Source organism: Paracoccus sediminicola (assembly GCF_027912835.1).
In the GTDB taxonomy this organism is placed as follows: Bacteria; Pseudomonadota; Alphaproteobacteria; order Rhodobacterales; family Rhodobacteraceae; genus Paracoccus; species Paracoccus sediminicola.
In genome coordinates, this window is sequence record NZ_CP115768.1 from 2,650,049 (window position 1) to 2,676,794 (window position 26,746).

The following is a 26,746-nucleotide window of genomic DNA, read 5'->3' on the forward strand; positions in this document are numbered from 1 at the left end:
CCGAGGGGTTAGCTTGCCAGCCGGATCGCCTCATCCGCGCCGCGCATATGATCGATCCGCTGGGCATGGCCGGCCTCATGCACGATCTCGACCAGCCAGGAAGCGATCAGCTCGGGGCAGGTCACGCCGATATGCAGTGCGGGAGAAACGCGACCCTCAAGCAGTGCCTCTGCGGCGAGGGACAGCATCAGCGATTTCAGCCGGAAGCGGGTAAAGCCCTTGCGTCCACCGGCGCTGTCCAGAACCCATTCCTTGTGCCAGCGGGTCCTGCCATCGCGTTCCGCGCGGAGGCTGACGGAAAGCACCACGCGGTCGGCCTCGTCTGCGGCGAAGGGGTGTTCGGCCCACAGCATCTCGGCCTGACGCGACAGCGCTACGGGGTCCTTTCCCGTGCTGCGAATGGCAGCGAAAACCCTGGACCAGCCCTCGCCCCAGCCTTTCAGCCGGATTGCCCCGCGCCGCGCGGTGCCGATCTGCCAGCCGGGATCGAAATCATAGGCTCTCAGATAGGGCGCGACGTCGTAATGCGGGTAAACCTCGTGCCGCTCTGGCGTGGGGAGGTTCAGATCGAAGCTTCGGATGACCTCGAATGGAAAATCGGCACGCTCTGTTCTGCCGTTCTCAATCCACGACACCGGTGTCGCCAGCGCGTTCAGAAGCGGCAGCGGCGATATGTTGAACTTGTGACGAAAATTATCCGGATATTTCGGCATCCCGCCGCCGTAACAGTTGAAATGCAGCACATCCCCTTGCTCGGCGGAGGCTCGATAATCATTCACCAGATCGCGCGCCATGAGATGATCGATGCCCGGCACCATACCGACTTCGGCCAGCACCGACAGCCCGGCCGCTTCGGCCCCGGCCATGATTTCGCGCAGCGCGGGTGAAACATGCCAGCCTGCCGCAAGATGCGCGCCGCGGCTCATCGCGATGCGCGCCACATCGAGATCGGTCGGGCGCGGCGCGACGATGATGTCGCCCTGTGCCACGGCCTCGCTGAGCGCGCTGGTATCGTGAAGATGTTGAATCTCCGGCGCGATGCCCTTCAGCCCCGTGTCCTCGTCGGTCCAGACCGACAGATCGCAGCTTGCTCGGGACAGCCGCTGCAGACCGAAAAGCGCATCCTGCCCGGCATGGACCCAATGTATCGTCATTCTGCCGCCCTTACAGCGCTAAACTCGTCGAACACCGCCCCGGAGCGGCCCCATGCGCCCTGCTCTGGCCGATCCAGCTCGCGCAGCAGCGGCAGAATCTGAGCGGCGAAATCCTCGGAGGATTCGCGTGGCAGGACCGAGGGCAGATTATCGATCGCCATCACGTCGAGCGGCGGCTCCTCGGCAATGCGGATCACCGGCGCATCCCATCTTGTGCTGCGGTTATAGACGCGGATCGGGTTGAACTCGCTTGTCGGATCGCAGGCCACGTCGCCGATGACCCGCAACAGGCGCATCGGTCTCGTGGCGTTTTCGGGGACCAGAACCGGACAGCCCTCGCGGGCGAGGATGGCGTTGATGAGGATCTGATGTTCCAGAATCTCGGGGAAGGGGCCGCCATGCGCGGTTTCCTCGACATCCCAGGCGGTGACATGGCAGCCCATCTCTGTCAGCAGCTCCTGCGCGCCGCGCCCCACCCGGCCCTTCGCCCCGACGATAATCGCCGCCGGCCGCGGCTCGGTGAGGGAATCCAGCTCGGCGCGCAGTTCGGCCGCCAGGGCGGCACGATCCGCATAGGCATGGACCGGGGCACAGATCGTGCCGTGCTTCTGCGCCGACCAGGCCCGCAAAGACAGGGCGGCACCGACATAGCCCGCCCAGAAACCGAATGCGGCGAGGCGGCGACCGTCTTCATCCGTCAGATACTCCAGATCGTAAAGCCGCCCGCCGCCATCGCGGAAACGGTCGATCAGCGCCGCAGCACCGTCCTGCCCCTTATAGGCGTGGCCGAACATGACATGGCGATGCCGCAGCGGCGCGCCGTCATCGGGCAGCTCCTTCAGCCCCAAGATGATCGCCTCAGCCGGCGCATCTGTCCAACTGCCCGGCGCAACGATCTCTGCCCCGGCATCCCGATAGGCGTCGGTCGGGATTGCCCGGTTGTCGCTGCTCTCGACCGTGACCGCGAAGCCCTGCCCGATCAGGTCGCGCACCCCGTCGGGCGTGATCCCCACGCGATTCTCGTTCGCACGGGTTTCGGCGCGGACCCAGAGATGCGTCATCAGTTTTCCTCCTGCGGTAGGTCGTCGGCGATATCATAGTAATCGCCCTTATGCGCCGTGAAGATATGCCCGCCCAGCTGCATGCCGGTCGGCGCGTCGATACAGCCCATCGAGATGGAGATATGCAGCGCCCCGTCCCGTTTCCAGAACAGCGAGCTGCCGCATGTGCCGCAAAACCCGCGCTGCGCATCCTCGGAGGAGTGATACCAGCGCAGATGCTTGCGCCCGCGGATCTTGAGATCGGTGCCGCCCACAGCCGCCCAGGCATGACCGGCCCATCGTCGGCATTGGCCGCAATGGCACAGGCTCGGCGTGTCGAATTGTGTCGCTCGGAAGCGGATGGCACCGCACAGGCACCCCCCTGCGATGTCAGCTTTCTCGGAAGACATGATGCAAGATCTCCTGCAGGGCCTCTGCGTCGGTTTCGGTAAAGGCATTCGGCTGATTGCTGTCGATATCCAGCACACCGATCAGCCGGCCGTCCTTGCCGGTGACCGGAATGACCAGCTCGGACCGGGTGGATGAGGCGCAGGCGATATGGCCGGGAAACGCATCGACATCTGCCACAAGCTGAACCTCTCCGCTGCGCGCCGCCGCCCCGCAGACCCCGCGCGAGAACGGGATCACCAGGCAGCCATGCCCGCCCTGATAGGGTCCGATCTTCAGCGTCTCGGGCGCGGTTACGCGGTAAAACCCGGTCCAGTCGAAGCGGTCATCCGCGTGATGCAGCTCGCAGGCCAGCGTGGCCATGAGCGCGACTTCGTCGGTCTCGCCCTCGGTCAGCGCGGTGATTCGCGCCGAGAGCGCGGCGTAATCCGGCATGGTTCTGGCCTCCGCCTTCGTTCAGACTGGCAGGAAGGTGGTTGATTTCAGCTCTTCCATCGACAAGAGCGCCGTGACGTTGAAGATTTTCACCTCGGCAATGAGGGCCTGATAGAAAGCGTCATAGGCGCGCGCATCGGACACGCGCAATTTTACGATATAGTCGATCTCACCGGCAAGACGATGCGCCTCCAGAACCTCGGGCCGGGCCTGCAATGCGGCGAGAAAGCGCTGCTGCCAGCCCGCCTCGTGCTCCGAGGTTCGGATCAGTACGAAGAAGCAGGTGCCCAGATCGACCGTATCAGGGTCGAGAATCACGGTTTGCCGGGTGATGACCCCGGCATCCTTCAGCTTGCGGATTCGGTTCCAGACCGGGGTCTTGGACGAGCCCACCTTGCGGGCGATGTCATCCAGGGACTGGCTGGCATCGTCCTGAAGCTCGGTCAGGATTTTCCGGTCCAGAGCATCAAGGCGGAGTTTCTTTTCGCTATTGTCGCTCATGGCGGGGCTTTGTCCTCTTGGGCGGCGATACCGGAACAGTATTCCTTATTATCCGGGGATACTAGCGGAAACGCAGAAAAATATCCCATATTATGCGCAGCAAACACGGAGATTCGCCATGGCGCGCAAATTTGAGCCAGTCGTCATTTCGGCCAATGATCTTTTTGACGGCCGGGTGATCTATTTCACCGGCAAGGATGAATGGGTCCCGCATCTCAAGCAAGCCGAGCTCATCACCGAGGAAGAGCGTGCGAAGCATCGGATGGCGCACGCCATGGCGCTGTCCGACCGGGCGGTGGGCGTCTTCCTCGCCCCGGCGCGTGCAGGCGTTGACGGCCCCGAGCCGGGCCACCCGCGTGAATCGTTCCGGGCGAACGGGCCTTCCAATTATTTCCACGGCAAGCAGGCAGAGGACGCGTAATGTATCATCATTCCGAATTCGACCGGGCTTTCGTCGTCGACCGCGCGCAGCGATTCCGCGATCAGGTTCAGCGCCGCATCGACGGCTCGCTCACCGAGGACGAGTTCCGCCCGTTGCGGCTGATGAACGGCGTCTATCTGCAGTTGCATGCCTATATGCTGCGGATCGCGATCCCCTATGGCTCGATCAACCCCGATCAGATGCGCCGCCTCGCCCATATCGCGCAGAAATGGGATAAGGGTTACGGACATTTCACCACCCGTCAGAACATTCAGTTCAACTGGCCGAAGCTGGTCGATATTCCCGATATGCTCGACAGCCTGGCCGAGGTGGGGATGCACGCGATCCAGACCTCCGGCAACACGATCCGCAACGTGACCGCCGACCATTTCTCGGGGGCCGCCGCGGATGAGATCGCCGATCCCCGCCCCTATGCCGAGCTGATCCGCCAGTGGTCCACCGACCATCCGGAGTTCCAGTTCCTGCCGCGCAAGTTCAAGATCGCCGTATCGGGCAGCCCGAATGACCGCGCGGTCGTGAAATCGCATGACATCGGGCTCCGCATGGTCAGCCGCGACGGCGCAACCGGATTCGAGGTGTCAGTCGGTGGCGGTCTGGGGCGGACGCCTCTGGTGGGCAAGGTCATCAACGAATTCGTGCCGGTGGTGGACCTGCTGCCCTATCTCGAAGCCATCCTGTCAGCCTATAACTCGGTCGGCCGCCGCGACAACAAGTTCAAGGCGCGGCTCAAGATCGCCGTGCACGAGCTGGGTCTGGATCACATCCGCGAGCTGGTCGATGCGCGCTTTGCCGAGATCCGCCCGCTTTTTGACGGCTCGGACCAGCAGGTGCTGGCTGAAATACAACGGCAATTCGCCGCGCCTGACCTGCCGCAGGGCCGCAGCACCGCCGGGTATGACGCGGCGCGCGAGTCCGACCCGGTGTTCCGGTCCTGGGCCGACACCAATCTTCACGCGCATAAGCAGGACGATCATGCCATCGTCACCGTCTCGCTGAAGAAGCACGGCGCCACACCAGGCGACGCGACCGCCGAGCAGATGCGCGTTCTGGCCGATCTGGCAGAGACCTATGGCCATGGCGATCTGCGCATCAGCCACGAACAGAACGTCATTCTGCCGCATATCCACAAGGATGATCTTCCCGCGATCCATGCCGCGCTGCGCGAGGCCGATCTGGCGACCGCGAATATCGGCCTGGTCAGCGACATCATCGCCTGCCCCGGGCTGGATTATTGCGGGCTGGCCACGGCGCGTTCGATCCCAATCGCGCAGCAGATCGCCGTGCGCTTCAAGGAGCTGAATCTCGAACACGAGATTGGCGAGATGAAAATAAAGATCTCGGGCTGCATCAATGCCTGCGGTCATCACCATGTCGGCCATATCGGCATTCTCGGGCTCGACCGGGCAGGGGTCGAGAATTATCAGGTCACGCTCGGTGGCGACGGCACCGAGACGATGAGCGTCGGCGAACGCGCCGGTCCCGGCTTCTCGTATAAAGAGATCGTGCCGGCGATCGAACGTCTGGTGCTCGGCTATCTCGAGCTGCGCGAGGATGAGACCGAGACCTTCCTGCAAGCCTATCGTCGCCTCGGCCCCGAGCCCTTCAAGGAAGCGCTCTATCCCAAGGCCGCGGAGGCCGCGTAATGGCGCAGGTCCAGACCATCCCGACGCGACCGGCGCGGGTGGCGGCGCTGAACAAGCGTTATCGCCATCGCGCGGCAATTCAGGTGTTGCGGGACGCCTTGTCCGACCCCGAGCTGGGTCGGGTGGCGATGGTGTCGTCGTTCGGGGCGGATTCGGTGGCGCTGCTGCACATGATCTCGCTGGTGGATCGCAACACGCCGGTGCTGTTCATTGATACGCAGATGCTGTTCCCCGAAACCCTCGCCTATCAGGCCGAGGTGGCGGCGGCGCTTGGGCTGACCGATTTGCGAACCATCCGGGCGACTCCCGCCGCCATAGCTGCGGCGGACCCGGATGGCGATCTGAATCGGACCGACCCGGACGCCTGCTGCGATCTGCGCAAGACAGTGCCCCTGAACAGGGCGCTGAACGGGTTCGACAGCTGGATCACCGGACGCAAGCGGTTCCAGGGGGCGTCCCGTGCCGAGATCGACTTTTTCGAGGAAGATCCGGCCGGGCCGCGGGTCAAGATCAATCCTCTGGCGCACTGGACGGCGCAGGACGTGGCGGACTATATCGCCAACAACAAACTCCCCCGGCATCCGCTGGTCTCTCAGGGCTACCCGTCGATCGGTTGCATGCCCTGCACCAGCCCGGTCGCCGAAGGTGAAGACCCCCGCTCGGGCCGCTGGCGGGGTCAGGACAAAACAGAATGTGGGATTCATTTCGTGAACGGTAAGCTGCAACGTATCAAGCCAACCGAAGTCGAGTTCGTGCCGCGAGAGGGTCAGCCCGTGATCGTGCGCGACACCGGTTTCGCCGCCGAGGATTTCACCGGCGAGATTCTGGATCTCGATCCCGATGCGCGCGTCGACGAGCTGGATGACAGCTTCCGTGACGCGCCGATGATTCGCATCGCCTTTCCGAGCTTTGCCGATGGTCGTGGTTTTACCATCGCCCGTCGCCTGCGCGTGGCCGGGTATCGCGGTCGTCTGCGGGCAGCGGGTCATGTTATCGCGGACCAGTTTCCGATGGCGCGCCGTTCTGGCTTTGACGAGGTCGAGATCGACTATGATCTCGCCCGCCGCCAGCCGTGGGAGCAATGGGACGCTGCATCCGATGTCGCGCCGTCCTATCTGAAACGTCTTGGTCGCCGCGCCTCGTAAGGCGCGGCCTCCGCCGGCCTGCGGGCTTCCAATGCCTGCCCTCCTCCGCGACGTCACCCTTGCCGAGCCGGGTGCCGCCCGCAATGATGCGCAAAACCTGAACAGGAGTTGCCTCATGTCGCTGCCGCCCATCCTGTCCGATCTGCGCATTCCGGTCGTCGGCTCGCCGATGTTCATCGTCTCGGGGCCGGAACTGGTCATCGCCCAGTGCAAGGCCGGGATCGTCGGCAGCTTCCCGGCGCTGAATGCGCGCGAGAAAGAGGGCGAGCCGATCCAGCTCGAAGCCTGGCTGACGCGCATCAACGAGGAACTCGACCGCCATAATCAGGCCAATCCCGACAGTCCGGCGGCGCCCTTCGCGGTGAACCAGATTGTGCATCGCTCGAATGCGCGTCTCGAGCGCGACATCGAGATCTGCGTGAAACACAAGGTGCCGCTCTGGATCACCTCGCTCGGGGCGCGGCCCGAGGTGAACGAGGCCGCCCATTCCGTCGGCGGCGTGGTGTTTCACGACATCATCAACAACACCTTCGCCCGCAAGGCCATCGAAAAGGGTGCGGACGGGCTGATCGCGGTCGCGGCGGGCGCGGGCGGTCATGCCGGGATGCAGTCGCCCTTTGCGCTGATCCACGAAATCCGGCAATGGTTCGATGGTCCGCTTGCGCTGTCAGGGGCGATCTCGACCGGGCAGGCGGTGCTCGCGGCGCAGGCGATGGGCGCGGATCTCGGCTATATCGGCAGCCCGTTCATTGCCACCGAAGAGGCGAATGCCGTGCCCGACTACAAGCAGATGATCGTCGATTCCGGGGCCGAGGATATCGTTTACTCGTCGCTGTTCACCGGGGTGCACGGCAATTACCTGAAGCCCTCGGTGCGCAATGCCGGGCTCGACCCGGATAATCTGGAACGCGCCGATGCCTCTTCGATGAATTTCAGCGACGGTCAGAGCAAGCCCAAGGCGTGGAGCGCGATTTGGGGTGCCGGGCAGGGTATCGGGACCATCGACAAGGTGCAGTCTGCGGCCAGCTATATCGACCAGCTCGCACGGGAATATGCTGATGCCAAGGCCGCGCTGACGGGTTGAGCCGGCGGCTTACGCATCACGCGTCAAGCATCTCGACCGCCACGTCGCCCATCGCGGCGAGCGGGCCGTAAAAGATCAGCCCCGGCCATGTGCTCGGCCCGTCGCGGCGCAGCGTGGCGGCAAGACTTTCCACCGTGCCACGCCTCAGCCTCTGCCCGTCCTGGGTCACCGCTTCGGCGATCAGCGCCGGGGTGGTTGCGGGAAGGCCGTGGGCGATCAGCCCCTCGGCCAGCTCCGGGAAGCTGCGCTGCCCCATGAAAACGACCGTGACCGCATGAGGATCGGCCAGCGCCGCCCAATTCAGCTCGGTCGGCAGCCGCCCCGTCACATCCGCGCCGGTCACATATTGCACCCGCCGCGCGGTCAGCCGCCGGGTCAGCGGCAGACCCGCCACCGCCGCCGCCGCATTGACCGAGGACACGCCCGGCACGATCTCGAACGCGATCCCTGCCCCGCGCACGGCGTGAAGTTCTTCCTCCAGGCGCCCGAACATGCCCGCATCGCCGGATTTCAGCCGCACCACGCGCCGCCCGGCCCGCGCATGTTCAAGGATCAGCGCGTTCACCGCATCCTGCTTGGCGCTCGGCCGTCCGGCCCGCTTGCCGACCGGGATCAGCTCTGCCCGTTCGGCGAGCGCAAGGATCGGCCCGGATGACAGATCGTCGTACAGCACGACCTCCGCCCGCGCGAGCCGGTCGGCAGCGCGGCGGGTCAAAAGCTCGGGATCACCCGGCCCGGACGAGACGAAGGACACGAAACCAGCCATCTGTCTTCCGTTGCGCGTTTCCGCCGCATTGGCAAGTGGTGGTTGCATATGCGACAGTTGCAGCGTGACGATCACAGCGCGAGTGACAGGATGAGCGATTTCAGCCTCGACGGTTTTCTGCCTTATCTGCTGAACAATGCAGCCGAATCGACCAGCCGGGCCTTTTCGGCGCATTACCGCAGGGATCACGGGATGACCCGCGCGCAATGGCGGATCATGGCCCATCTGGGCAGTTTCGGCGCTCTGACCGCGACCGAGATCTGCCGTCGCGGCTTTCTGGAAAAATCCAAGGTCTCTCGGGCTGTCGCGGCGTTGGAAGAGGCCGGACTGGTGCGCCGCGCGCCGTCGGACAGCGATCGCCGGGCCGAGCTTTTATCGCTGACGGCACGCGGCCGGGATGTTCATGCAGAGCTTTCGGCCTATGCGCAGGATTTCCAGTCCGGGCTGGTGCAGCGTCTCGGGCCGGAGCGCGCCGCGACACTTGCGCAGATCCTCGATGAGCTGATCGAGCGGCAGCCTGACTAGGTCTTGAACCGAATCCCCCGCTGTGTTAGTTGCGTTTGCAACTTATGGAGGGATTATGGCAAATCCGACGAAAAGCTGGATCGAAAGCGCCAATGCGGCTGACAGCGAGTTTCCGATACAGAACCTGCCCTATGGCGTATTTTCCGTGGCCGGCGACCCGCCGCGCTGCGGTGTGGCCATCGGCGACCGTATCGTCGATCTGGCCGCCTGCGAGGCGCAGGGTCTGCTGGATGCAGGGGGCAGCTTCTCGGCGCCGCAGCTTAATGACTTCATGGCGCTCGGCCGCGAGAAATGGGACGAAATTCGCGCGAAACTGACGGAGCTTCTGGCCGAAGGCGGCAATACGGAAACCCCCACCGTTGCCATGTCCGATGCCAGGCTGCACCTGCCGATCCATGTGACTGAATACACTGATTTCTACGCCTCAAAGAACCACGCCTTCAATGTCGGCGTTCTGTTCCGGGGCCCGGAAAACGCCCTTCCCGCGCAATGGACCCACATGCCCATCGGGTATAATGGCCGCGCCTCGTCGGTGGTCGTCTCGGGCACCGATGTGATCCGCCCCATGGGCCAGCTCAAAGGCGAGGACGGGCCGGTCTGGTCGCCCTGCAAACGTCTGGATCTCGAGCTTGAGATCGGCGCCATCGTCGGCGCGAACTCGACGCTAGGCGAGCGGGTGAGCGTGGAAGAGGCCGAGGATATGATCTTCGGCTATGTGCTGCTGAATGACTGGTCGGCGCGAGATATTCAGGCCTGGGAGTATCAGCCGCTCGGCCCATTCCAGGCCAAGGCCTTCGCCACCACGATCAGCCCTTGGATCGTGACTCAGGCCGCGCTTGAACCCTTCCGCAGCGAGGGCGCCGAGCGCGATCACGAGCTTCTGCCCTATCTGAAGGAAAAGCGCCCCGGCCTTTATGACATCAACCTGTCCTGGTCGCTGAACGGTGAGGTGCTGTCGAACACGAATTACAATGTGATGTATTATTCTTCGGCGCAGCAACTGGCACATCACACCGAATCGGGTTGTCCAATGCGTGTCGGCGATCTGCTGGGCACCGGCACCATCTCCGGCCCAGAGCGCGGCCAGACCGGCGCGCTGCTCGAGATGACCGAGGGCGGGAAGAACCCGGTTTCGGTCGGCGACGGTCAGCGGACCTTTATCGAGGATGGCGACACGGTCGCGCTGCATGGCCATGCTCAGGGCGACGGCTACCGCATTGGCTTCGGTCCCTGCTCGGGCAAGATCTTGCCTGCAAAACAGTGACGCGCCGCGTTTGACACGGGCCGCCCTGCGCGGCACCGGACAGCAAGGATATTGAGATGAGCAAGCAATTCGCCTCCGCCGGCGACATGGCGGAAAAGAAGATCAGCTTTACCGAGATCGGCGAGGGGCTCTGGGCCTTCACCGCTGAAGGCGATCCGAATACCGGCGTCATCATCGGCGACGAATCGGTGATGATCGTCGAGGCGCAGGCGACCCCGCGTCTGGCCCGGAAGGTCATCGAAAAGGTCCGTGAGGTCACCGACAAGCCGATCAGCCATCTTGTGATGACGCATTACCACGCCGTGCGGGTGCTGGGGGCCTCGGCCTACGGCGCGCCGACGGTGATCATGGGCGAAAAGGCCCGGTCCATGGTCGTGGAACGCGGGCAGGAGGACTGGGACAGTGAGTTTCAGCGCTTCCCGCGCCTGTTCCAGGGGCATGAGGAAATCCCCGGCCTGACCTGGCCGACCGTGACATTCAACGACCGCATGACGGTTTATCTGGGCAATCGCCGGGTCGATCTGATGCATCTGGGCCGCGCCCATACGGCGGGCGATATCGTGGCCTATGTGCCGGACGCGAATGTTATGTTCACCGGCGATATCGTCGAATATCATTCCGCCTGCTATTGCGGCGACGGGCATTTCGCCGACTGGCCGGAAACGCTGGAAAACATCCGGGATTTCGATCTGGACGCCATCGCGCCGGGTCGCGGCGATGCGCTTGTCGGATCGGATATGGTGAATGCGGCACTGGACAATACCGCCGATTTCGTCCGCTCGACCTATCTGCCGGCGGCCCGCGTGGCTCAGGGTGGCGGGACGCTGAAACAGGCATGGGACGCGGTTCGCGCCGAATGCGACCCGAAATTCGGCGATTATGCGATTTACGAACATTGTCTGCCCTTCAATGTCGCCCGCGCCTTCGACGAAGCGCTTGGCATCGACACGCCGCGCATCTGGACCGCAGAGCGCGACAAGCAGATGTGGGACATGTTGCAAGGCTGACGCCACCATCGGGAGGGGAGGCCCATGGCAGACGCGAAGATCTTTGAACAATCGCTTTACCCTTATCAGCGCCATCCCGATCAGGATGCCGTCATGCCGGTGCGCCATCCGGTCATCGTCATCGGTGCCGGACCGGTTGGCCTGACCACCGCCATTGATCTGGGCCTGCAGGGCGTACCCCTCGTGGTGCTGGACGATAACGACCGCGTCTCGACCGGCAGCCGTGCCATCTGTTTCGCCAAACGCCCGCTGGAAATTTTCGACCGCCTCGGTTGCGGTCAGGAAATGGTCGACAAGGGCGTCGTCTGGAATGTCGGCAAGGTCTTCATGGGTGACCGTCAGGTCTATGAGTTCAACCTGCTGCCCGAAACGGGTCACCGCCGCCCGGCCTTCATCAACCTGCAGCAATATTACGTCGAACAGATGCTGCTGGACCGGCTGCGAGCGCTGCAGGGGCAGGGCGCGCCGATTGACCTGCGCGGCAAGTCCCGTGTCTCGGCCATCGGCCAGCATGACGATCACGCCACGGTCGAGATCGACACGCCCGAAGGTTCCTATGATCTTGAAGCCGAATGGCTGATCGCCTGTGACGGCGCGGGCTCGCCGACGCGGGAGATGCTGGGTCACGATTTCGTCGGGCGTGTGTTCGAGGATAACTTCCTGATCGCCGATGTGACCATGCAGGCCGATTTTCCCACCGAACGCTGGTTCTGGTTCGACCCGCCCTTCAATCCCGGCCAATCCGCGCTGCTGCACAAACAGCCCGACGGCGTATGGCGGATCGACCTGCAATTGGGCTGGGATATCGACAAGACCGAAGAGAAGAAGCCCGAAAACGTCATCCCCCGCATCAAGGCGATGTTGGGCGATGATGTCCCGTTCGAACTTGAATGGGTCAGCGTCTACACCTTCCAATGCCGCCGGATGGAGCGTTTCCGGCATGGGCGCGTCATCTTCGCCGGAGATTCGGCGCATCAGGTCAGCCCGTTCGGGGCGCGGGGTGCGAATAGCGGCATACAGGATGCGGATAATCTGTGCTGGAAGCTGAAGCTGGTGCTGGACGGTGCCGCGCCCGAAAACCTGATCGACAGCTATGATACCGAGCGTGTTCATGGGGCCGAGGAAAATATCCTGAACTCCACCCGCTCGACCGATTTCATCACGCCGAAATCCGAAATCAGCCGGCTCTTCCGCGATGCCGCGCTGAGCCTGTCGGAACAGCATGATTTCGCGCGGCCCTTCGTGAATTCCGGCAGGCTTTCCGTCCCCTGCACTTATGACAAATCAGCGCTGAACAGCGAAGACGCCATGCCCGATGGCCCGCGCAGGACGCGACCCGGAAGTCCCTGCCCCGATGCGCCGATCGGGGACGGATTTCTGCTGGATCGGCTGGGCGGGCGGTTTACTGTGCTGGCCATCGGTGCGGTGGCCGAGCCGGTCCAGGAAGGCCCGACCTCTGCCGATCTGCTGCATTTTCCCGCCGAGGGTCCCTTGGCCGAGCGCTATGGGCAGGGCGTCTATCTGATCCGCCCCGACCAGCATGTCGCGGCCCGCTGGGAGGGGTTCGACGCGGAGTCCATTCGCACCGCAATCCGTCGCGCAACGGGGAATCAGAGATGAGTGTTAATCTGCAACCGAACCTGACCGCTCCAGACGATGCTTATGCGCTGCTGCTGGAGGCTCATGAGGGGCTGAGCAAAGCCGAATCCGACGCACTGAATGCGCGGCTGATCCTGATCTTGATGAACCATATCGGCGAGATGGCGGTGATAAGCGAAGCGCTGGAGGCGGCGAAGGCAGCGCGCTGAGCAAGGACAGAAGAAGCAGCAGCGCGGAGCGTTCGCGGGCTATCGCGGCGTGACGGGGCCGGTACCTATCTGGGCTGCACTTACTGGGATTTGGCACCGCACAAGGCGCACCCTCCCCGTGCGCAGGTCGTACACCTCTGGCGCGACCGTGGCGACGCTGCGCTGGGCGGGCGATTTCGGAGAGTTCGATTAAAAAAGCCCGCCGTAATGGCGGGCTTTTCATTTTCAGCTTCGACCGAGACGACTGTTTTACAGCGTCCGTTCCACCTCTTCGCGTTCGAAAATCTCGATCACGTCGCCCTGGCGAATGTCGTCGTAATTCTCGAATGCCATGCCGCATTCCTGACCCGACTGGACTTCTTTGACCTCGTCCTTGTGGCGCTTGAGGGTTTTCAGCGTGCCCTCGTGGATCACCACGTTGTCGCGCAGCAGGCGGACGCCGGCCGACCGGCGAGCGACGCCCTCGGTGACGAGACAGCCCGCGACCTTGCCGACGCCGGTGATCTTGAAGACCTCCTTGATCTCGGCATAGCCGATGAAGTTCTCGCGCACTTCGGCGGAAAGCAGGCCCGACGCCGCGGCTTTGATGTCGTCCACCAGATCGTAGATGATCGAGTAATAGCGGATCTCGACCCCTTTCTGGTTCGCCGAATTGCGCGCCGGCGCGTTGGCGCGGACGTTGAAGCCGATCACCGGCGCGCGGGAGGCCTCGGCCAGACCGACATCGGATTCGGTGATCGCGCCGACGCCGTAATGCAGCACGCGGACGCGGACCTCGTCATTGCCGACCTTTTCCAGTGCCTGAACGATGGCCTCGGCAGAGCCCTGCACGTCGGCCTTCACCACCACCGGAAGCTCGGCCAAGTTTTCATTGGCCTTGGCCTGCGCCAGCATCTGATCCAGCGTCACGGCGGCACCGGCAGCGGCGCGCTTGTCCTTGGCAGCCTCTTGCCGGTATTCGGCGATCTCGCGGGCCTGAGCCTCGGTCTCGACGACGTTCAGAACGTCCCCGGCCTCGGGCGTGCCGTTCAGACCCAGCACCTCGACCGGAACCGAGGGGCCGGCCTCGTCAACGCGGTCGCCCTGATCGTTGATGAGCGCGCGGACCTTGCCCCACTGCTCGCCCACGACGAAAATATCGCCGCGCTTGAGTGTACCGTTCTGGACCAGAACCGTGGCGACGGGGCCGCGGCCGACATCCAGCTTGGCCTCGATCACCGCACCTTGCGCAGCGCGTTCGGGGTTGGCCCTGAGTTCGAGGATTTCGGCCTGAAGCGCGATTGCTTCCAAAAGCTCGTCCAGCCCCTGCCCGGTCTGGGCGGAGACTTCGACATCCTGCACCTCACCGGAAAGCTGTTCCACGATGACCTCGTGTTGCAGCAGGTCGGTGCGGACCTTTTGCGGATCGGCGTCGGGCTTGTCGATCTTGTTGATGGCCACGATCATCGGCACATTCGCGGCCTTGGCGTGGTTGATCGCCTCGATCGTCTGCGGCATGACCGCGTCATCCGCCGCGACGACCAGGACGACGATATCGGTGACATTGGCACCGCGAGCGCGCATCGAGGTAAACGCCGCGTGGCCGGGCGTATCCAGGAAGGACAGCACCGCGCCGCTTTCGGTCTTCACCTGATAGGCGCCGATATGCTGGGTGATCCCGCCAGCCTCGCCCGAGACGACATTCGCCTTGCGGATCGCATCGAGCAGCGAGGTCTTGCCGTGGTCGACATGGCCCATGATGGTGATGATCGGCGGGCGGGACCGAAGGTCTTCGTCCTTGTCCTGCACCGTGTCGATCACCTGTTCCACATCGGCATCCGAGACGCGGACCGCCTTGTGACCGAATTCCTCGATCACAAGCTCGGCGGTGTCGGCGTCGACGGGCTGGTTCATATTGACCATCATGCCCATCTGCATCAGCGACTTGACCACGTCCGAGGCGCGTTCGGCCATGCGATTGGCGAGCTCCTGAACGACGATGGTGTCCGGAAGCTGGACTTCGCGCGACTGTTTCTCGGCGCGCTGAGTCCCGCCCATGGCTTTCTGCTTGGCGCGTTCCTGCTTGCGCTTCATCGCCGCGAGGCTGCGCTGGCGCCCGCCTTCGCCTTCCAGCGCGGCGGTGACGGAAAGCTTGCCCGAGCGGCGATTCCCGCGATCGCCCTTGCCGCGCGAATCGCGGTCGTCCTGCCGGTTGTCGCGGCCACGGTCGTTGCGGCCGCGATTCGGCACGCCCTTGGTCTCGGCCCGCGACGCGGCTGCCTGGGCCGTCGCCGCATCGACCGGCGCGTCCTTGGCAGAGGGTTTGCGCACCTCTTCCTTTTTCTGGGCGCGGAGCTTTTCTTCCTCGGCCTTGCGGGCGTCCTCCTCGGCCTTGGCCTTCAGCGCCTCTTCGCGCTCACGCTCTTCGCGTTCCTTGGCCTCGGCCTCGGCGCGGCGGCGTTCGCGTTCTTCCTCGCGCGCCTTTTCCTCGACGGCGCGGGCCTCGGCTTCCTGGGCCTCACGCGCCTTGGCGGCGGCCAAGGCCTTGAGACGGCGCTCCATTTCCGCATCCGAGATCCCGGCAGGGCGCTTGGATGAGGACTTCACGGCCTTGGCCGCATTTTCGGGCGTGACCGATGGGCGCGGCTTTTCGCCCGCCGCCGCACCCTGTTTCGGCACCACAACGCGCTTGCGCTTGGTTTCCACCACGACGTTCTTGGTGCGTCCGTGGCTGAAGCTCTGTTTCACCTGACCCGGACGATTGCCGCCGAGGCCGAGGGGTTTCTTGCCGTCTGTATCGCTCATCTGCGTCTTATTCCTTCCCGGCCCGGATGGCCGATTGCCCCCGCAGGCCATTCAGCCTGCCAGCGTCCCGGATGATCTTGTCTGCGAGTCCGCCCTTCGAAAGCGCGCTGTGTATGACATGATCGCGTCCGAAAGCCAAACCCAATTCTGATGCGGTGAGACAGCCGAACCAGCGTGCCCCTTCCGGTGTCCAGAGTTTCCCCTTGCCGCGGTCGGAACCGTCCGATGCCTGCAGAAGAACCCGCACCTGACCGGCCGCGAGCCGGTCCTTTACCTTTTCATATCCGGCCACCGCGCGGCCGGATTTGCGCGCCAGCGAAATCAGCTCGACAACCCGCTTCGCCAGCCCGTCCTCGATGAGATCGGCCAGCCCTTCCGGGGGCTTCGCCTGCGCCTTCGCCCCGCGAGAGAACGCGCCCTTGGCGATGGCCTTTTCGATCACCGCCCGGTCGGAGGTCAGCCAGAAGCCGCGTCCGGGCAGTTTCTCTGCCAGATCGGGAACGACGATTCCGTCGGGTCCGAGCACGAAACGGATCAGATCCGCCTTCGGTTGCACCTCGCCGGTGACGAGGCAACGCCGTTCGGCTGTCGTCCGGTTCTTATCGCGCCCGCCCCTGGTCATGGCACCCGCTTCCGCGTCCGGTCCGGGGCATCACGCCCCGGCCTCCTCGGGCTGGGCGCCGGCTTCGGCGTCTTCCGCCTGCGCGGCGGCGAGTTCGTCGGGATCGACCCAGCCCAGCATCACGCGGGCGGTCATCACCATATCCTGCGCCTCTTCGAGCGAGATACCATGCGGTTCCAGCAGCCCCTCATCCTTGACGCGCTGACCGTCCACCGTGGTCCAGCCGCCGGCGAGTTCCCAGTCGGCGCAGGTGGCGAAATCTTCCAGCGTCTTGACGCCGTCCTTGGCCAGAGCCTCTACCATCTGGGGGGTGAGTCCCTCGAATTCAATGAGGCTGTCCTCGGCGCCGAGACCGCGGGCATTTTCGAGAGCGGCGCGATTCGCGGCTTCGATCACGTCGCGGGCGCGGGCCTGAAGCTCTTCGGCAGTGCCCTCATCCACACCGTCGATGGAGAGAAGCTCGTCCTGTTCGACATAGGCCACCTCTTCGAGATTGGTGAAGCCTTCCGCGACCAGAAGCTGGGCGAAGAATTCGTCCAGATCGAGGCTGTCCATGAACAGCTGGGTGCGGGCGTTGAATTCGGCCTGACGACGTTTGGATTCTTCTTCCTCGGTCAGGATGTCGATATCCAGCCCGGTGAGCTGCGACGCCAGGCGCACGTTCTGGCCGCGACGGCCGATGGCCAGCGAAAGCTGTTCCTCAGGCACGACGACCTCGATACGCGGCGCGTCCTCGTCGACGACGACCTTGGCGACCTCTGCCGGTTGCAGCGCGTTCACCAGGAAGGTCGCCTGATCCTCCGACCACGGAATGATGTCGATCTTTTCGCCCTGCAATTCGCCCACAACGGCCTGAACGCGGCTGCCGCGCATACCGACACAGGCCCCGACCGGGTCGATCGAGTTGTCATAGGAGATCACGGCGATCTTGGCGCGGCTGCCCGGATCGCGGGCCACGGCCTTTATCTCGATCACGCCGTCATAGATTTCCGGCACTTCCATCTTGAACAGTTCCGCCATGAATTGCGGATCGGTCCGGCTGAGGAAGATCTGCGGGCCGCGGGTTTCGCGGCGCACATCCTTCACATAGGCGCGGATGCGGTCGTTCGGGCGATAGCTTTCGCGGCCGATCTTTTCATTGCGGCGCAGGATCGCCTCGCCGCGGCCGATATCGACGATGATATTGCCGTATTCCTCGCGCTTGACGATGCCGTTGATGATCGAGCCGGCGCGATCCTTGAATTCTTCATATTGACGGTCACGCTCTGCCTCGCGGACGCGTTGCAGGATCACCTGCTTGGCCGACTGCGCGGCGATCCGGCCAAGTTCGACCGGGGGAACCTGTTCCTGGAACACGTCACCGATCTGCGGGCCGCCGGCGAAATCTTCGATCTTCGCGCCTTCGCGGGTCCAGTAATTGGCCGGGTCCTTCTGCGCTTCGAAATAGGGCTTGGCCTGATCGGTGGTGAATTCGGCCTGATAGTTTTCCAGCTCTTCCTCGTCCACGACGGTGCGGACGCGGGTGAAGGTCGCATTGCCGGTCTTGCGGTCGATGGACACGTGAATATCCATTTCCGCGCCATAACGCGACTTTGCGGCGCGCGCGAGGCTGTCTTCCATCGCTTCGATGACGAGCTCCGGCTCGATCATCTTTTCGCGGGCCACGGCCTCGGCGGTTTGCAGCAGTTCAAGCTGGTTGGCAGAGGTGATTGCCATCACTTACTCCTTGGTTGCGGCGCCGTTCGCGGGCCCGCCTTCTGATGAATCGGCGCTGTCGCCGCTTTCGGTTTGGATATCGTCGAACATGGATTCGTCGAGATTGTCGATCTCGACCCCGGCTTCTTTCTTCTGGCGCAGCATCTCGGCGATCAGCTCGTCGGTGAGCAGCAGCTTGGCATCGGCCAGCCAGTCGAAATTCAGCCCGACGGTCTGGGTCTCGCCCGCGACCTCGATATTGATGAGCACATCGTCGCCCTCGACCCCGGCCAGCACACCGGTGAAGCGCTTGCGCCCGTCAATCTGCTGATCGGTTTCCAGCTTGGCGTCGTAACCTTCATAGGTTGCGAAATCCTTGAGCCGGGTCAGCGGGCGGTCGATGCCAGGCGAGGACACTTCGAGCATGTATTTATCCTCGATCGGGTCTTCGACATCCAGCGTGGCGCTGACCATGGTCGAGATTTCCGCGCAATCATCGACATTGATCCCGCCATCGGGGCGGTCGGCCATGATCTGAAGCGTCGCGGTCTTGCCGCCCTGAAGCCGCACGCGCACCAGTTCGAACCCCATATCTTCGATGACGGGGGTGATGATCTCTGCCAGGCGGCGGTCGATGGCGGTCTTGGCGATCAGGTCGTTCGACATGAGCATCCCTGAAATGAAAAACGGGCCGTCAGCGGCCCGTGCGAAATTCCGGTGGCGCAGGGGGTGGAAGCCTGCACCGCTGTTGAGCGTGGATATAGCGCCACGATCCGCGGAGTTCAAGCCGAATCGCGGTTGTCTCTCCAGATGCGCCAGTTCAGCGCCGCGGCGAGTCCAACCCAGGTGAAATAGGGGATCATCAGCAGTCCCGCGATCAGGTCGGTTTGGAGGAACAGCACCGTCGTCACCGCAAGCACCAGCCACAGCGCGGCGATGACGATCATCCCCATGCCCATGCGGCGCGCGCCGAAGAAAACCGGGGTCCAGAGCGTATTCAGCGCAATCTGCAATGCCCATAGTGCGAGGCCCGGCGCAGGGGTCTCGGTCAGGGCGATGCGCGTGGCGGCGATGGCCGAGGCGACATAAAGCGTCGTCCAGACGATCGGGAAGGCTTTCTTCGGCGGTGTCCAGGCGGGTTTCCTCAGCGCCTGATACCAGGGGCCGGGCAGGAAAACGCTGCCGGTGGCCGCGGCTGCCGCGCAGGCCGAGAGAAAGACGAGGAAGTAAAAGGCGGTCATGCGGTCTGGCCCCTCAGCTCATCCATGACGGTGACCAGCTCGGCGGCGATTCGCGGCTCTGACAGCGCATGGCCCGAGCCGGGGATCAGCCGCAGATCGCAGCCGCGCCAGCCATCGGCCAGCCGCCAGGCGTTGATCGGCGGGCAGACCATGTCATAGCGGCCCTGAACGATGGTGCAGGGCAGATGCTCGATAAGGTGCCGGTCGCGCAGAAGCTGATTTTCATCGAGAAAGCATTTGTTCTGGAAGTAATGGCATTCGAGCCGGGCGAAGGCGCGGGCGTAATTGTCCGAGGCGGCACCGGGGCGCGCGATGTCCATTCCGGCCAGCCCGTTCTCCCACAGGATCCATTGCCGCGCGTGATGCTTTTCTTCCTGCGCCCTGCCCGAGAAGAGCCGCCGGTGATAGGCCGCGATCAGATCGTCCTGTTCCGAGGGCGGGATCGGCGCGCAGAAATCGCGCCAGCGCTCGGGCCAGAACCGCCCCGCCCCGCCGCCATAGAACCAGTCGAGCTCTGATTGCGTGGCGAGGAAGACGCCGCGCAGCACCAGCCCGCTGACCTGGCCGGGATGCGTCTCGGCATAGGCGAGCGCCAGCGTCGCGCCCCAGCTTCCGCCGAAAACCGTCCAGCGTCGGATGCCCAGCGCGTGGCGGATGGTTTCGATATCGGCGACGAGATGCTGCGTGGTGTTCGCCGTCACGCTGGCATGGGGCGTGGACAGCCCGCAGCCGCGCTGATCGAACAGTACCACGCGATAATGCGCGGGATCGAAGAAGCGCCGCATGAACGGGCTGCATCCGCCCCCCGGACCGCCATGCAGCACCACAACGGGGGGCCCCTCGGGATTGCCGGATTGTTCGAGATAGATCACGTGACCGTCGCCGACTTCGATCTTGCGCCGTTCGAAGGGCTCGATATGCGGATAAAGCCGCGCTGCGCCGATTTGCCCTGATGTGCGATCCATGCTTTCCCTATATACGCCGAACGAGCCGCGCGAAAGGACAGAGCATGACCACAGACAGCCGCGATCCGTCCGAAATCGCCAAGTTCGAGGCGATGGCCGCCGAATGGTGGGACCCGGCGGGGAAATTCAAGCCGCTGCACATGATGAACCCGGTGCGGCTTGGCTATATCACGCAGCAGATTGCGGCCCAGTTCGACCGGGATCTGAAGGGGCAGAGGCCTTTTGACGGGCTGCGGGTCCTGGATATCGGGTGTGGCGGCGGGCTGCTGTCGGAACCTATGACCCGGCTGGGCGCCGAAGTGGTCGGCGCGGATGCTGCGCCGAGAAATATCGAGGTGGCGAGGCTGCATGCCGAGCAGGTCGGGCTGCAGATCGATTATCGCGCCGAGACCGCCGAGGCGCTGCTGGCGGCGGGCGAGCGTTTCGATGCGGTGCTGGCGATGGAGATCGTCGAACATGTTGCCGATCCGCCGGGCTTCGTCAAAAGCTGTCATGACCTGCTGAATCCGGGTGGGGTGCTGGTCGCCTCGACGCTGAACCGAACCGCGCGCAGCTATGCCGCCGCGATCATCGGCGCGGAATGGGTGATGCGCTGGCTGCCGAAGGGCACGCATGAGTGGTCCCGTTTCATCACCCCCGACGAGCTGGGCGAAATGATGCAATCCGCCGGGCTGCGCGTGGTCGACCGCACCGGGATGGTGTTCAACCCCATCCGCTGGAGCTGGTCTCTTTCGGATCGCGATCTGGCGGTGAACTATGCCGCCGCCGGGGTGCGGGCGGGCTGAGCCGGGCAGAGGGGCGCTGCCCCTCGCCGCCATGCGGCTCACCCCGGGATATTTGGCTCAAGGTGAATCAGCGATCCGAGGAATGGTTGACCCCGTCATTCCACGGCACGGGGTCCAGATCGCGCGGATTGACGCCGTCGAGACAGGCTGCGTTGACGCTGTATTCCTCGGGGTTGGAGCGCCTCTGGTGATGGGTGGAGATGCCGCATTGCGGGCAGAAATAATGTTTCGCCGTGCCGGTGTTGAACTGATAGAGCCGCAACGTGTCGGCGCCCTTCACGATGCGGATATTGGCAAGCGCGGTCGGCACGATGACCGTGCCCCGCCGGCGGCAATAGGAGCAATCGCAGCGATAGCGGTGTGACAGCCCCTCGGGCAGGGTCACGGCAAGCTCGACTGCGCCGCAATGGCAGGTCAGGCGGTGCGGGGTGGCGATCTGCGGCAGGGTCATCGGCGCACCTGGGGAATCCGGCTGCGCGGATATTTGGCCTCGGGATGAGGCGGGTGGCCCTCTGTGCGATCCCAGAACCCGGTCGCACCGCGGCGCAGGAACAGTGGTGCGGTCAGCACGATCCCGGCAAGGAACCCGCCCGCATGGGCCCAATAGGCGACGCCGTCGCTGCCCATCAGCGAGAAGCTTCCGAAGATCTGGAACAGGAACCAGAGCCCGAGCATGACCCAGGCAGGAATGGTGAACACCTTGATGAAAATGATGATGATCGCCAGCACATCGACACGGGCTTTCGGAAACAGCAGCAGATAGCCGCCCATCACCCCCGCCACCGCTCCGGAGGCACCGACCATCGGGATGCCCTCGGACGGGTTTGCGGCGATCTGCGCCCCGGCAGCGGCGAGTCCGCAGGCGAGATAGAACAGAAGGAAGCCCAGATGCCCCATCTGGTCTTCCAGATTATCCCCGAACACCCAGAGAAACAGCATGTTGCCCGCGATGTGGAAGATGCCGGCATGGAGGAACATATGGCTGACCAGTCCCCAGAGATTGGCGCCATTGGTCACCGCGACCGGATACAGCGCCAGATCCTCCCACAGCCGGACCATGCCGCCTGCCCAGGATGCAGTCAGCAGGAACATCACGATATTGATCGCGATCAGCGCGATGGTGACATAGGGCGTGCGCTCTGACGGGTTGTGATCGCGGATCGGGAACATCGCTTCCTCGGCAATTCGTGCCGGGACGATGCCCGAGAGCCCGCGCGGAGGCAAGTCTGGTGTCCCAGGCACGGCGACGTTGGCCTTTTCTCAACGATTTTCTCGTAATGCGGTGTCAGAGGGTCATGTCTGACAGATGGTATCGAAGATGCTCATGAAATGAAGCACCGGCAGGAGCCGCGCGCCGGAACACCGCAAGCGGTCTGGAATCGGTTTGACGATTCCGGTCAACTGAACGATTCTGACGGCGATGCGGCCGCTTCGGCTGCGATGTCTCTTTTCGGGGAATGCCTCCGGTGGTGGTCAGAGACGCCTGCCACGGCCCGTTCCGCGAGACCCTGTGATCGAAAGGCTGGATGATGGACCGTATCTTGCGGGATTCTCGCGCTTGGGGGCTCATGCTGGCGGCGACGCTGACGATCATGTCGAATGCGACGATCACCCCCGCCCTGCCCGGCATCCAGGAGATCTTTGCCGACAACCCCAATGCCGAGCTTCTCACCCGGCTGCTGATCACCGCGCCGTCGCTGATCGTGGCCATCGTCGCGCCCTTTGCCGGGGCGCTGGTGGACCGGCTGGGGCGGCGTGGCCCGCTGTTTACCGGGCTGGCGGTCTATGCAGTGGCCGGAACGGCGGGGCTGTATCTGCAATCGCTGGAGGCGATCTTTCTCAGCAGGCTGGCGCTGGGTCTGGGCGTGGCGGCGATCATGACCGCGCAATCGGCGCTGATCGGGGATTACTTCACCGGGCCGGAGCGCGGGCGGCTGATGGGCTATCAGCTTGCGGCGGTGAATTTCGGCGGGTTGATCTTCGTGATGACGGCGGGGTTCCTCGCCGCAGGCAATGCGCGGCTGCCCTTTCTGATCTATGGTCTTGCCGTGCCGATGTTTCCGCTTTTGTGGTGGCTGTTGCCAGAGCCGGATCGCGGGCCGGGCAGCGATGCCGCCCAAGCTGCAACCGCAATGGGAGAGCCGGGCTGGCCGATGACGGTGGCGATCATGGCGACGGCGGCCTCGCTGACCTTCGTCGTATTCTATTCGGTGCCGACGCAGCTGCCCTATCACCTGGTCGAGATCGGGCTGGAAGATCCGCGCTATGCTGGCGAGGTGATGGCTTCGATGATGATGGCGGCAGCGCTGATGGCGGTGATCTCGGGCTGGGTGCGGCCCTGGCTGGGCAGGATCGGCACGCCGGTGACGGGGTTCGTGCTGATGGCGACCGGCTTCTGGACGGTGGCGCATGCGGTGCATCTGCCGATGGCGATGCTGGGCACGGCGCTGATCGGCAGCGGGCTGGGGTTCTGCATGCCGACCTTCATCACCACCGCGCTGAACGCCGCCCCGGCCAAGCGGCGCGGGCTGGTATCGGGGCTTGTCACCTCGTCCTTCTTTCTCGGGCAGTTCCTGTCGCCCATCGTCATGCAGCCTGTCATCACATATTGGAATTACCGGACCGCCTTCACCTTTGGCGCGGGCTGTTTCGCGGTGCTGGCGCTGATCCTGGCGGTGACGCTGAAGCGCCGACCGCCGCCCACGGTGGACAGTCCGGCCCGCGCGCACTAAGCCTCGCCCAGATCTCCCGGAACTGAGGAGCGGTATCGTGACGGCGATCATCGAGATAGACCAGTTGAGCAAGCAATATGCCGGCGGCACCAAGGCGCTGGACAAGGTTTCACTGTCCATTGACGAGGGCGAAATCGTTGCCCTGCTGGGTCCGAACGGGGCGGGCAAGACCACGCTGATCTCGATCATCTGCGGGCTGGTCGTGCCGACAGGCGGCACGGTGCGCGTCGGCGAACACGACATCCGCAGCGACTGGCGCGCGGCGCGCAAGCTGATCGGGCTGGTGCCGCAGGAAATCGCGCTGGAGCCCTTCGAGACGGTGCTGAACTGCGTCCGCTTCACGCGCGGGCTCTACGGCGCGCCGCCCGACGATGCCTATCTGGAACAGGTGCTGCGCAGCCTCGCCCTTTGGGACAAGCGCGACGCCGCCACGCGTGAGCTTTCGGGCGGAATGAAGCGCCGGGTGCTGATCGCCAAGGCGCTCTCGCATCAGCCGAAGGTGCTGTTTCTGGACGAACCCACCGCCGGCGTCGATGTCGCCCTGCGCCGCGAGATGTGGCAGGTGGTCGAACAGCTGCGTCGCGACGGGGTGACGATCATCCTCACCACGCATTATCTGGAAGAGGCCGAAGAGATGGCCGACCGGATCGGCGTCATCAGCAAGGGCAGGCTGCTGCTGATGCAGGACAAGAACGAGATGATGGGCGAATTCGGCAAGAAACATCTCACGGTCGAGATGAACGCCCCGCTGGATCTGCTTCCCGCCGAACTGGCCGAGCGTGGCATCACCTTGTCGGATGACCGGATGCGGCTGGGATATGACTACGATACCCGCTCGGACCGCACCGGAATCGCGCATCTGCTGGCCGATCTGGCCCGGCTCGACATTCAGGTGCGCGACGTCTCGACCAAGCAATCGAGCCTGGAAGAGGTATTCATGTCGCTCGTCTCCGAGGATGACCGCAGCGGAGCAAGCACCGCAGAGGAGGGCTCGGCATGATCAATACCGGCGCGATCCGGGCCATCTATCACCACGAGATGACCCGCTTCTTTCGCACCATCTGGCAGTCCATCGCCTCGCCGGTGCTGTCCACGGTGCTGTATTTCGTCGTGTTCGGCGCCGCGATCGGCGGGCGCATCCAGTCGGTCGAGGGCATTCCCTATGGCGCCTTTATCGTGCCGGGGCTGATGATGTTGACGCTGTTGCAGCAATCCGTGTCCAATGCCTCTTTCGGGATCTATTTCCCGAAATTCTCCGGCACGATCTATGAATATCTGGTCGCTCCGGCAGGCTGGATCGAGGTCACGGCGGGTTTTGTCGGCGCCGCCGCGAGCAAGGCGATCCTGATCGCGGTGCTGATCCTCATCACCAGCTTCTTCTTCGTCGGCATCCATATCGAGCATCCGTTCTGGATGGTTGCCTTTCTGGTGCTGACCTCGGTGTCGTTCTCGCTGTTGGGTTTCATCATCGGTCTGTGGGCGAAGAATTTCGAGCAGTTGCAGATCGTGCCGCTGATGGTGGTCACCCCGCTCGTATTTCTCGGGGGCGCGTTCTATTCGGCCTCGATGCTGCCGCCGTTCTGGGAAACCGTCGCCAAGCTGAACCCGGTGCTGTATCTCATCTCGGGCTTCCGCTGGGCGTTTTTCGACATGGCCGATGTGCCGGTCGGGGTGTCGCTTTTCGCGGTCTGCCTGACGCTGATCGTTGCGCTGGGCGTGATCCGCTGGATCTTCGCGACCGGCTGGCGGCTGCGGGAATAACCCAAAAGAGCCGGACACAGTCGCGTCATCGCGATTTTTCTTGGAACCCGATTTACGCAGCAACACCAGCGTCTTGTCAGCATCTGATTTCCTCGGGCGGGCGCCGATGAAGTCTCTGTGATCGGATACGGCGGAACCTTGCCGATGCTGACCCGTTCGTCCCCGTTCGTCACTGTCAGGACGGTGCGCGAGTCGGCGAGACCCGTTTCATGGCTCGAACGACAAAAGCCCGTGCATTGCGGCGGGCCCGATAACGGCCGCGCGCCGAATAACGAGTAGGTCGCCCGGCCCGTATGCCGAGGCGGCGCATTAACGATTTGGGCGAATGCTAGATGGTCCGCGCTTCGGCGCGGACCTTTTTTATCCCCGTTTGAAGTCCCGACAAAGCTGCGTCTGCGGATCGAGCCTGATGTAATCCTTGGAACTGATCTTCTTCATCTCTAGCGAATACTTCCACTCGCTCTCCCAGCGGTCGCGGATGCCGTTGCGATAGAACATCGCCATGATCTGATCGACATAGGGCGGGATGATGGTCGTATTGGGAATGCGCGGAGCATGAAAGCCAATCGTCGCGCCCGAGCCGAGACAGGCATTGCGCATCGTGATCAGCATGGTGCAGGCCGAGCGGCAATAGCCCCGGACCTCGACCCGCTTCCCCGAATTTTCCAGCTTCGAGCGCAGCCGCACCATTTCCAGCACGTTGCCGCCCCGATGGTTGCGCACGACGATGCGGCTCTCGCTCTCGCGAATATCGGCTTGCACGGCGAGCGGCAGGGTCACGGCGAGGACCAGGACAGAGAAACGGGCCATACGGGCAAAGACGCTGAACATGAGCGTAATCTAGCCTGCTCGCGCGTCAGAAAAAGTGACAGCTGCGTGATCCGTTCCGCCGGGCGATGACAATATTGACACAGGTGGCCTCAGAGTTCCGTCTCGCGG

The 26,746-nt window shown here is 63.7% G+C and carries 27 protein-coding genes and 3 pseudogenes; 14 read left to right on the top strand and 16 right to left on the bottom strand.

Annotation, left to right across the window (positions count from 1 at the left end):
• Positions 1-8: 8 nt before the first annotated feature.
• From PAF18_RS13030 to PAF18_RS13050, 5 genes are read right to left on the bottom strand one after another with little or no spacing between them, the layout of a single operon-like run.
• Positions 9-1,154, bottom strand: a complete 1,146-nt coding sequence (locus PAF18_RS13030; RefSeq protein ID WP_271116129.1) for a saccharopine dehydrogenase C-terminal domain-containing protein — start codon at positions 1,152-1,154, stop codon at positions 9-11.
• Positions 1,151-2,215, bottom strand: coding sequence for a saccharopine dehydrogenase (locus PAF18_RS13035; protein ID WP_271116130.1), 1,065 nt, complete (start codon positions 2,213-2,215; stop codon positions 1,151-1,153). Before PAF18_RS13035 ends, PAF18_RS13030 begins: the two co-directional genes overlap by 4 nt.
• A complete protein-coding gene (locus tag PAF18_RS13040; protein ID WP_271116131.1) occupies positions 2,215-2,604 on the bottom strand; it encodes a GFA family protein in 390 nt (129 codons plus the stop codon). The genes PAF18_RS13035 and PAF18_RS13040 overlap by 1 nt, the downstream gene beginning before the upstream one ends.
• Positions 2,585-3,037, bottom strand: coding sequence for a GAF domain-containing protein (locus PAF18_RS13045; RefSeq protein ID WP_271116132.1), 453 nt, complete (start codon positions 3,035-3,037; stop codon positions 2,585-2,587). Before PAF18_RS13045 ends, PAF18_RS13040 begins: the two co-directional genes overlap by 20 nt.
• 21 nt (positions 3,038-3,058) lie before the next feature.
• Positions 3,059-3,538 (bottom strand): Lrp/AsnC family transcriptional regulator, encoded by a 480-nt coding sequence (locus PAF18_RS13050; protein ID WP_271116133.1) that lies wholly within the window; start codon positions 3,536-3,538, stop codon positions 3,059-3,061.
• Positions 3,539-3,656: 118 nt separating this feature from the next.
• Between PAF18_RS13050 and PAF18_RS13055 the strand changes: the two genes are divergently transcribed.
• The 5 genes and pseudogenes from PAF18_RS13055 to PAF18_RS13075 all read left to right on the top strand — a co-directional run bounded on the left by PAF18_RS13055 (position 3,657) and on the right by PAF18_RS13075 (position 7,852).
• The gene (locus PAF18_RS13055) at positions 3,657-3,959 is read left to right on the top strand and encodes a DUF2849 domain-containing protein (protein ID WP_271116134.1); all 303 of its coding nucleotides are present in this window, start codon (positions 3,657-3,659) and stop codon (positions 3,957-3,959) included.
• Positions 3,959-5,623 (top strand): nitrite/sulfite reductase, encoded by a 1,665-nt coding sequence (locus PAF18_RS13060; RefSeq protein ID WP_271116135.1) that lies wholly within the window; start codon positions 3,959-3,961, stop codon positions 5,621-5,623. Before PAF18_RS13055 ends, PAF18_RS13060 begins: the two co-directional genes overlap by 1 nt.
• Positions 5,623-6,351: pseudogene (locus PAF18_RS13065) on the top strand (phosphoadenylyl-sulfate reductase); the annotation flags it as partial. The gene PAF18_RS13060 and the pseudogene PAF18_RS13065, both read left to right, overlap by 1 nt.
• A 51-nt stretch (positions 6,352-6,402) precedes the next feature.
• Entirely contained in the window at positions 6,403-6,768 is a 366-nt protein-coding gene (locus PAF18_RS13070) for a DUF934 domain-containing protein (protein ID WP_271118138.1), read from the top strand.
• 115 nt (positions 6,769-6,883) lie between these two features.
• Positions 6,884-7,852, top strand: coding sequence for an NAD(P)H-dependent flavin oxidoreductase (locus tag PAF18_RS13075; RefSeq protein WP_271116136.1), 969 nt, complete (start codon positions 6,884-6,886; stop codon positions 7,850-7,852).
• A gap of 16 nt (positions 7,853-7,868) precedes the next feature.
• Here the strand turns inward: PAF18_RS13075 and cobA are convergent, their stop codons facing one another.
• A complete protein-coding gene (gene cobA, locus PAF18_RS13080) occupies positions 7,869-8,618 on the bottom strand; it encodes a uroporphyrinogen-III C-methyltransferase (protein WP_271116137.1) in 750 nt (249 codons plus the stop codon).
• Positions 8,619-8,708: 90 nt separating this feature from the next.
• On the opposite strand from cobA, the gene PAF18_RS13085 reads away from it, so the two are divergent.
• The 5 genes from PAF18_RS13085 to PAF18_RS13105 are packed head-to-tail and all read left to right on the top strand — an operon-like array spanning position 8,709 to position 13,222.
• Positions 8,709-9,143: a MarR family winged helix-turn-helix transcriptional regulator gene (locus PAF18_RS13085; RefSeq protein ID WP_271116138.1), complete on the top strand. Its 435-nt coding sequence runs from the start codon at positions 8,709-8,711 to the stop codon at positions 9,141-9,143.
• Between the two features lie 55 nt (positions 9,144-9,198).
• Entirely contained in the window at positions 9,199-10,407 is a 1,209-nt protein-coding gene (gene fahA / locus PAF18_RS13090) for a fumarylacetoacetase (RefSeq protein ID WP_271116139.1), read from the top strand.
• Positions 10,408-10,463: 56 nt separating this feature from the next.
• Positions 10,464-11,414 (top strand): MBL fold metallo-hydrolase, encoded by a 951-nt coding sequence (locus PAF18_RS13095; RefSeq protein WP_271116140.1) that lies wholly within the window; start codon positions 10,464-10,466, stop codon positions 11,412-11,414.
• A gap of 24 nt (positions 11,415-11,438) precedes the next feature.
• Positions 11,439-13,034, top strand: a complete 1,596-nt coding sequence (locus tag PAF18_RS13100; RefSeq protein ID WP_271116141.1) for an FAD-dependent oxidoreductase — start codon at positions 11,439-11,441, stop codon at positions 13,032-13,034.
• Positions 13,031-13,222: a DUF2783 domain-containing protein gene (locus tag PAF18_RS13105; RefSeq protein ID WP_271116142.1), complete on the top strand. Its 192-nt coding sequence runs from the start codon at positions 13,031-13,033 to the stop codon at positions 13,220-13,222. The genes PAF18_RS13100 and PAF18_RS13105 overlap by 4 nt, the downstream gene beginning before the upstream one ends.
• 249 nt (positions 13,223-13,471) lie before the next feature.
• Here PAF18_RS13105 and infB read toward each other — a convergent pair.
• The 7 genes and pseudogenes from infB to pip form a co-directional block, all read right to left on the bottom strand.
• A pseudogene (gene infB / locus PAF18_RS13110) lies at positions 13,472-15,412 on the bottom strand (translation initiation factor IF-2); the annotation flags it as partial.
• A 449-nt stretch (positions 15,413-15,861) separates the two neighbouring features.
• A pseudogene (locus PAF18_RS17540) lies at positions 15,862-16,006 on the bottom strand (translation initiation factor IF-2 associated domain-containing protein); the annotation flags it as partial.
• Between the two features lie 7 nt (positions 16,007-16,013).
• A complete protein-coding gene (locus tag PAF18_RS13115; protein ID WP_271116144.1) occupies positions 16,014-16,628 on the bottom strand; it encodes an RNA-binding protein in 615 nt (204 codons plus the stop codon).
• Positions 16,629-16,658: 30 nt separating this feature from the next.
• Positions 16,659-18,344, bottom strand: a complete 1,686-nt coding sequence (nusA, locus tag PAF18_RS13120) for a transcription termination factor NusA (RefSeq protein WP_271116145.1) — start codon at positions 18,342-18,344, stop codon at positions 16,659-16,661.
• A gap of 3 nt (positions 18,345-18,347) precedes the next feature.
• Positions 18,348-18,989: a ribosome maturation factor RimP gene (rimP, locus tag PAF18_RS13125; RefSeq protein WP_271116146.1), complete on the bottom strand. Its 642-nt coding sequence runs from the start codon at positions 18,987-18,989 to the stop codon at positions 18,348-18,350.
• Positions 18,990-19,105: 116 nt separating this feature from the next.
• Positions 19,106-19,564 carry a tryptophan-rich sensory protein TspO gene (gene tspO, locus PAF18_RS13130; protein ID WP_271116147.1) on the bottom strand — a complete coding sequence of 153 codons (459 nt, stop codon included), beginning with the start codon at positions 19,562-19,564 and terminating at the stop codon, positions 19,106-19,108.
• Positions 19,561-20,529, bottom strand: coding sequence for a prolyl aminopeptidase (gene pip / locus PAF18_RS13135; RefSeq protein WP_271116148.1), 969 nt, complete (start codon positions 20,527-20,529; stop codon positions 19,561-19,563). The genes tspO and pip overlap by 4 nt, the downstream gene beginning before the upstream one ends.
• A 44-nt stretch (positions 20,530-20,573) precedes the next feature.
• Here pip and ubiG point away from each other — a divergent pair, with 44 nt between their 5' ends.
• Positions 20,574-21,314, top strand: a complete 741-nt coding sequence (ubiG, locus tag PAF18_RS13140) for a bifunctional 2-polyprenyl-6-hydroxyphenol methylase/3-demethylubiquinol 3-O-methyltransferase UbiG (protein ID WP_271116149.1) — start codon at positions 20,574-20,576, stop codon at positions 21,312-21,314.
• 67 nt (positions 21,315-21,381) lie between these two features.
• On the opposite strand, the gene PAF18_RS13145 is transcribed toward ubiG, so the two are convergent.
• Entirely contained in the window at positions 21,382-21,765 is a 384-nt protein-coding gene (locus PAF18_RS13145; protein WP_271116150.1) for a GFA family protein, read from the bottom strand.
• Positions 21,762-22,484: a rhomboid family intramembrane serine protease gene (locus PAF18_RS13150; protein ID WP_271118139.1), complete on the bottom strand. Its 723-nt coding sequence runs from the start codon at positions 22,482-22,484 to the stop codon at positions 21,762-21,764. The genes PAF18_RS13145 and PAF18_RS13150 overlap by 4 nt, the downstream gene beginning before the upstream one ends.
• A 359-nt stretch (positions 22,485-22,843) precedes the next feature.
• Here PAF18_RS13150 and PAF18_RS13155 point away from each other — a divergent pair, with 359 nt between their 5' ends.
• The 3 genes from PAF18_RS13155 to PAF18_RS13165 are packed head-to-tail and all read left to right on the top strand — an operon-like array spanning position 22,844 to position 25,807.
• Entirely contained in the window at positions 22,844-24,046 is a 1,203-nt protein-coding gene (locus tag PAF18_RS13155) for an MFS transporter (RefSeq protein WP_271116151.1), read from the top strand.
• Positions 24,047-24,083: 37 nt separating this feature from the next.
• Entirely contained in the window at positions 24,084-25,046 is a 963-nt protein-coding gene (locus tag PAF18_RS13160) for an ABC transporter ATP-binding protein (RefSeq protein ID WP_271116152.1), read from the top strand.
• Complete coding sequence (locus PAF18_RS13165) at positions 25,046-25,807, top strand: ABC transporter permease (RefSeq protein WP_271118140.1); 762 nt, start codon at positions 25,046-25,048, stop codon at positions 25,805-25,807. The genes PAF18_RS13160 and PAF18_RS13165 overlap by 1 nt, the downstream gene beginning before the upstream one ends.
• A 360-nt stretch (positions 25,808-26,167) precedes the next feature.
• Here the strand turns inward: PAF18_RS13165 and PAF18_RS13170 are convergent, their stop codons facing one another.
• Positions 26,168-26,638 (bottom strand): hypothetical protein, encoded by a 471-nt coding sequence (locus PAF18_RS13170; protein ID WP_271116153.1) that lies wholly within the window; start codon positions 26,636-26,638, stop codon positions 26,168-26,170.
• Positions 26,639-26,746: the final 108 nt, after the last annotated feature.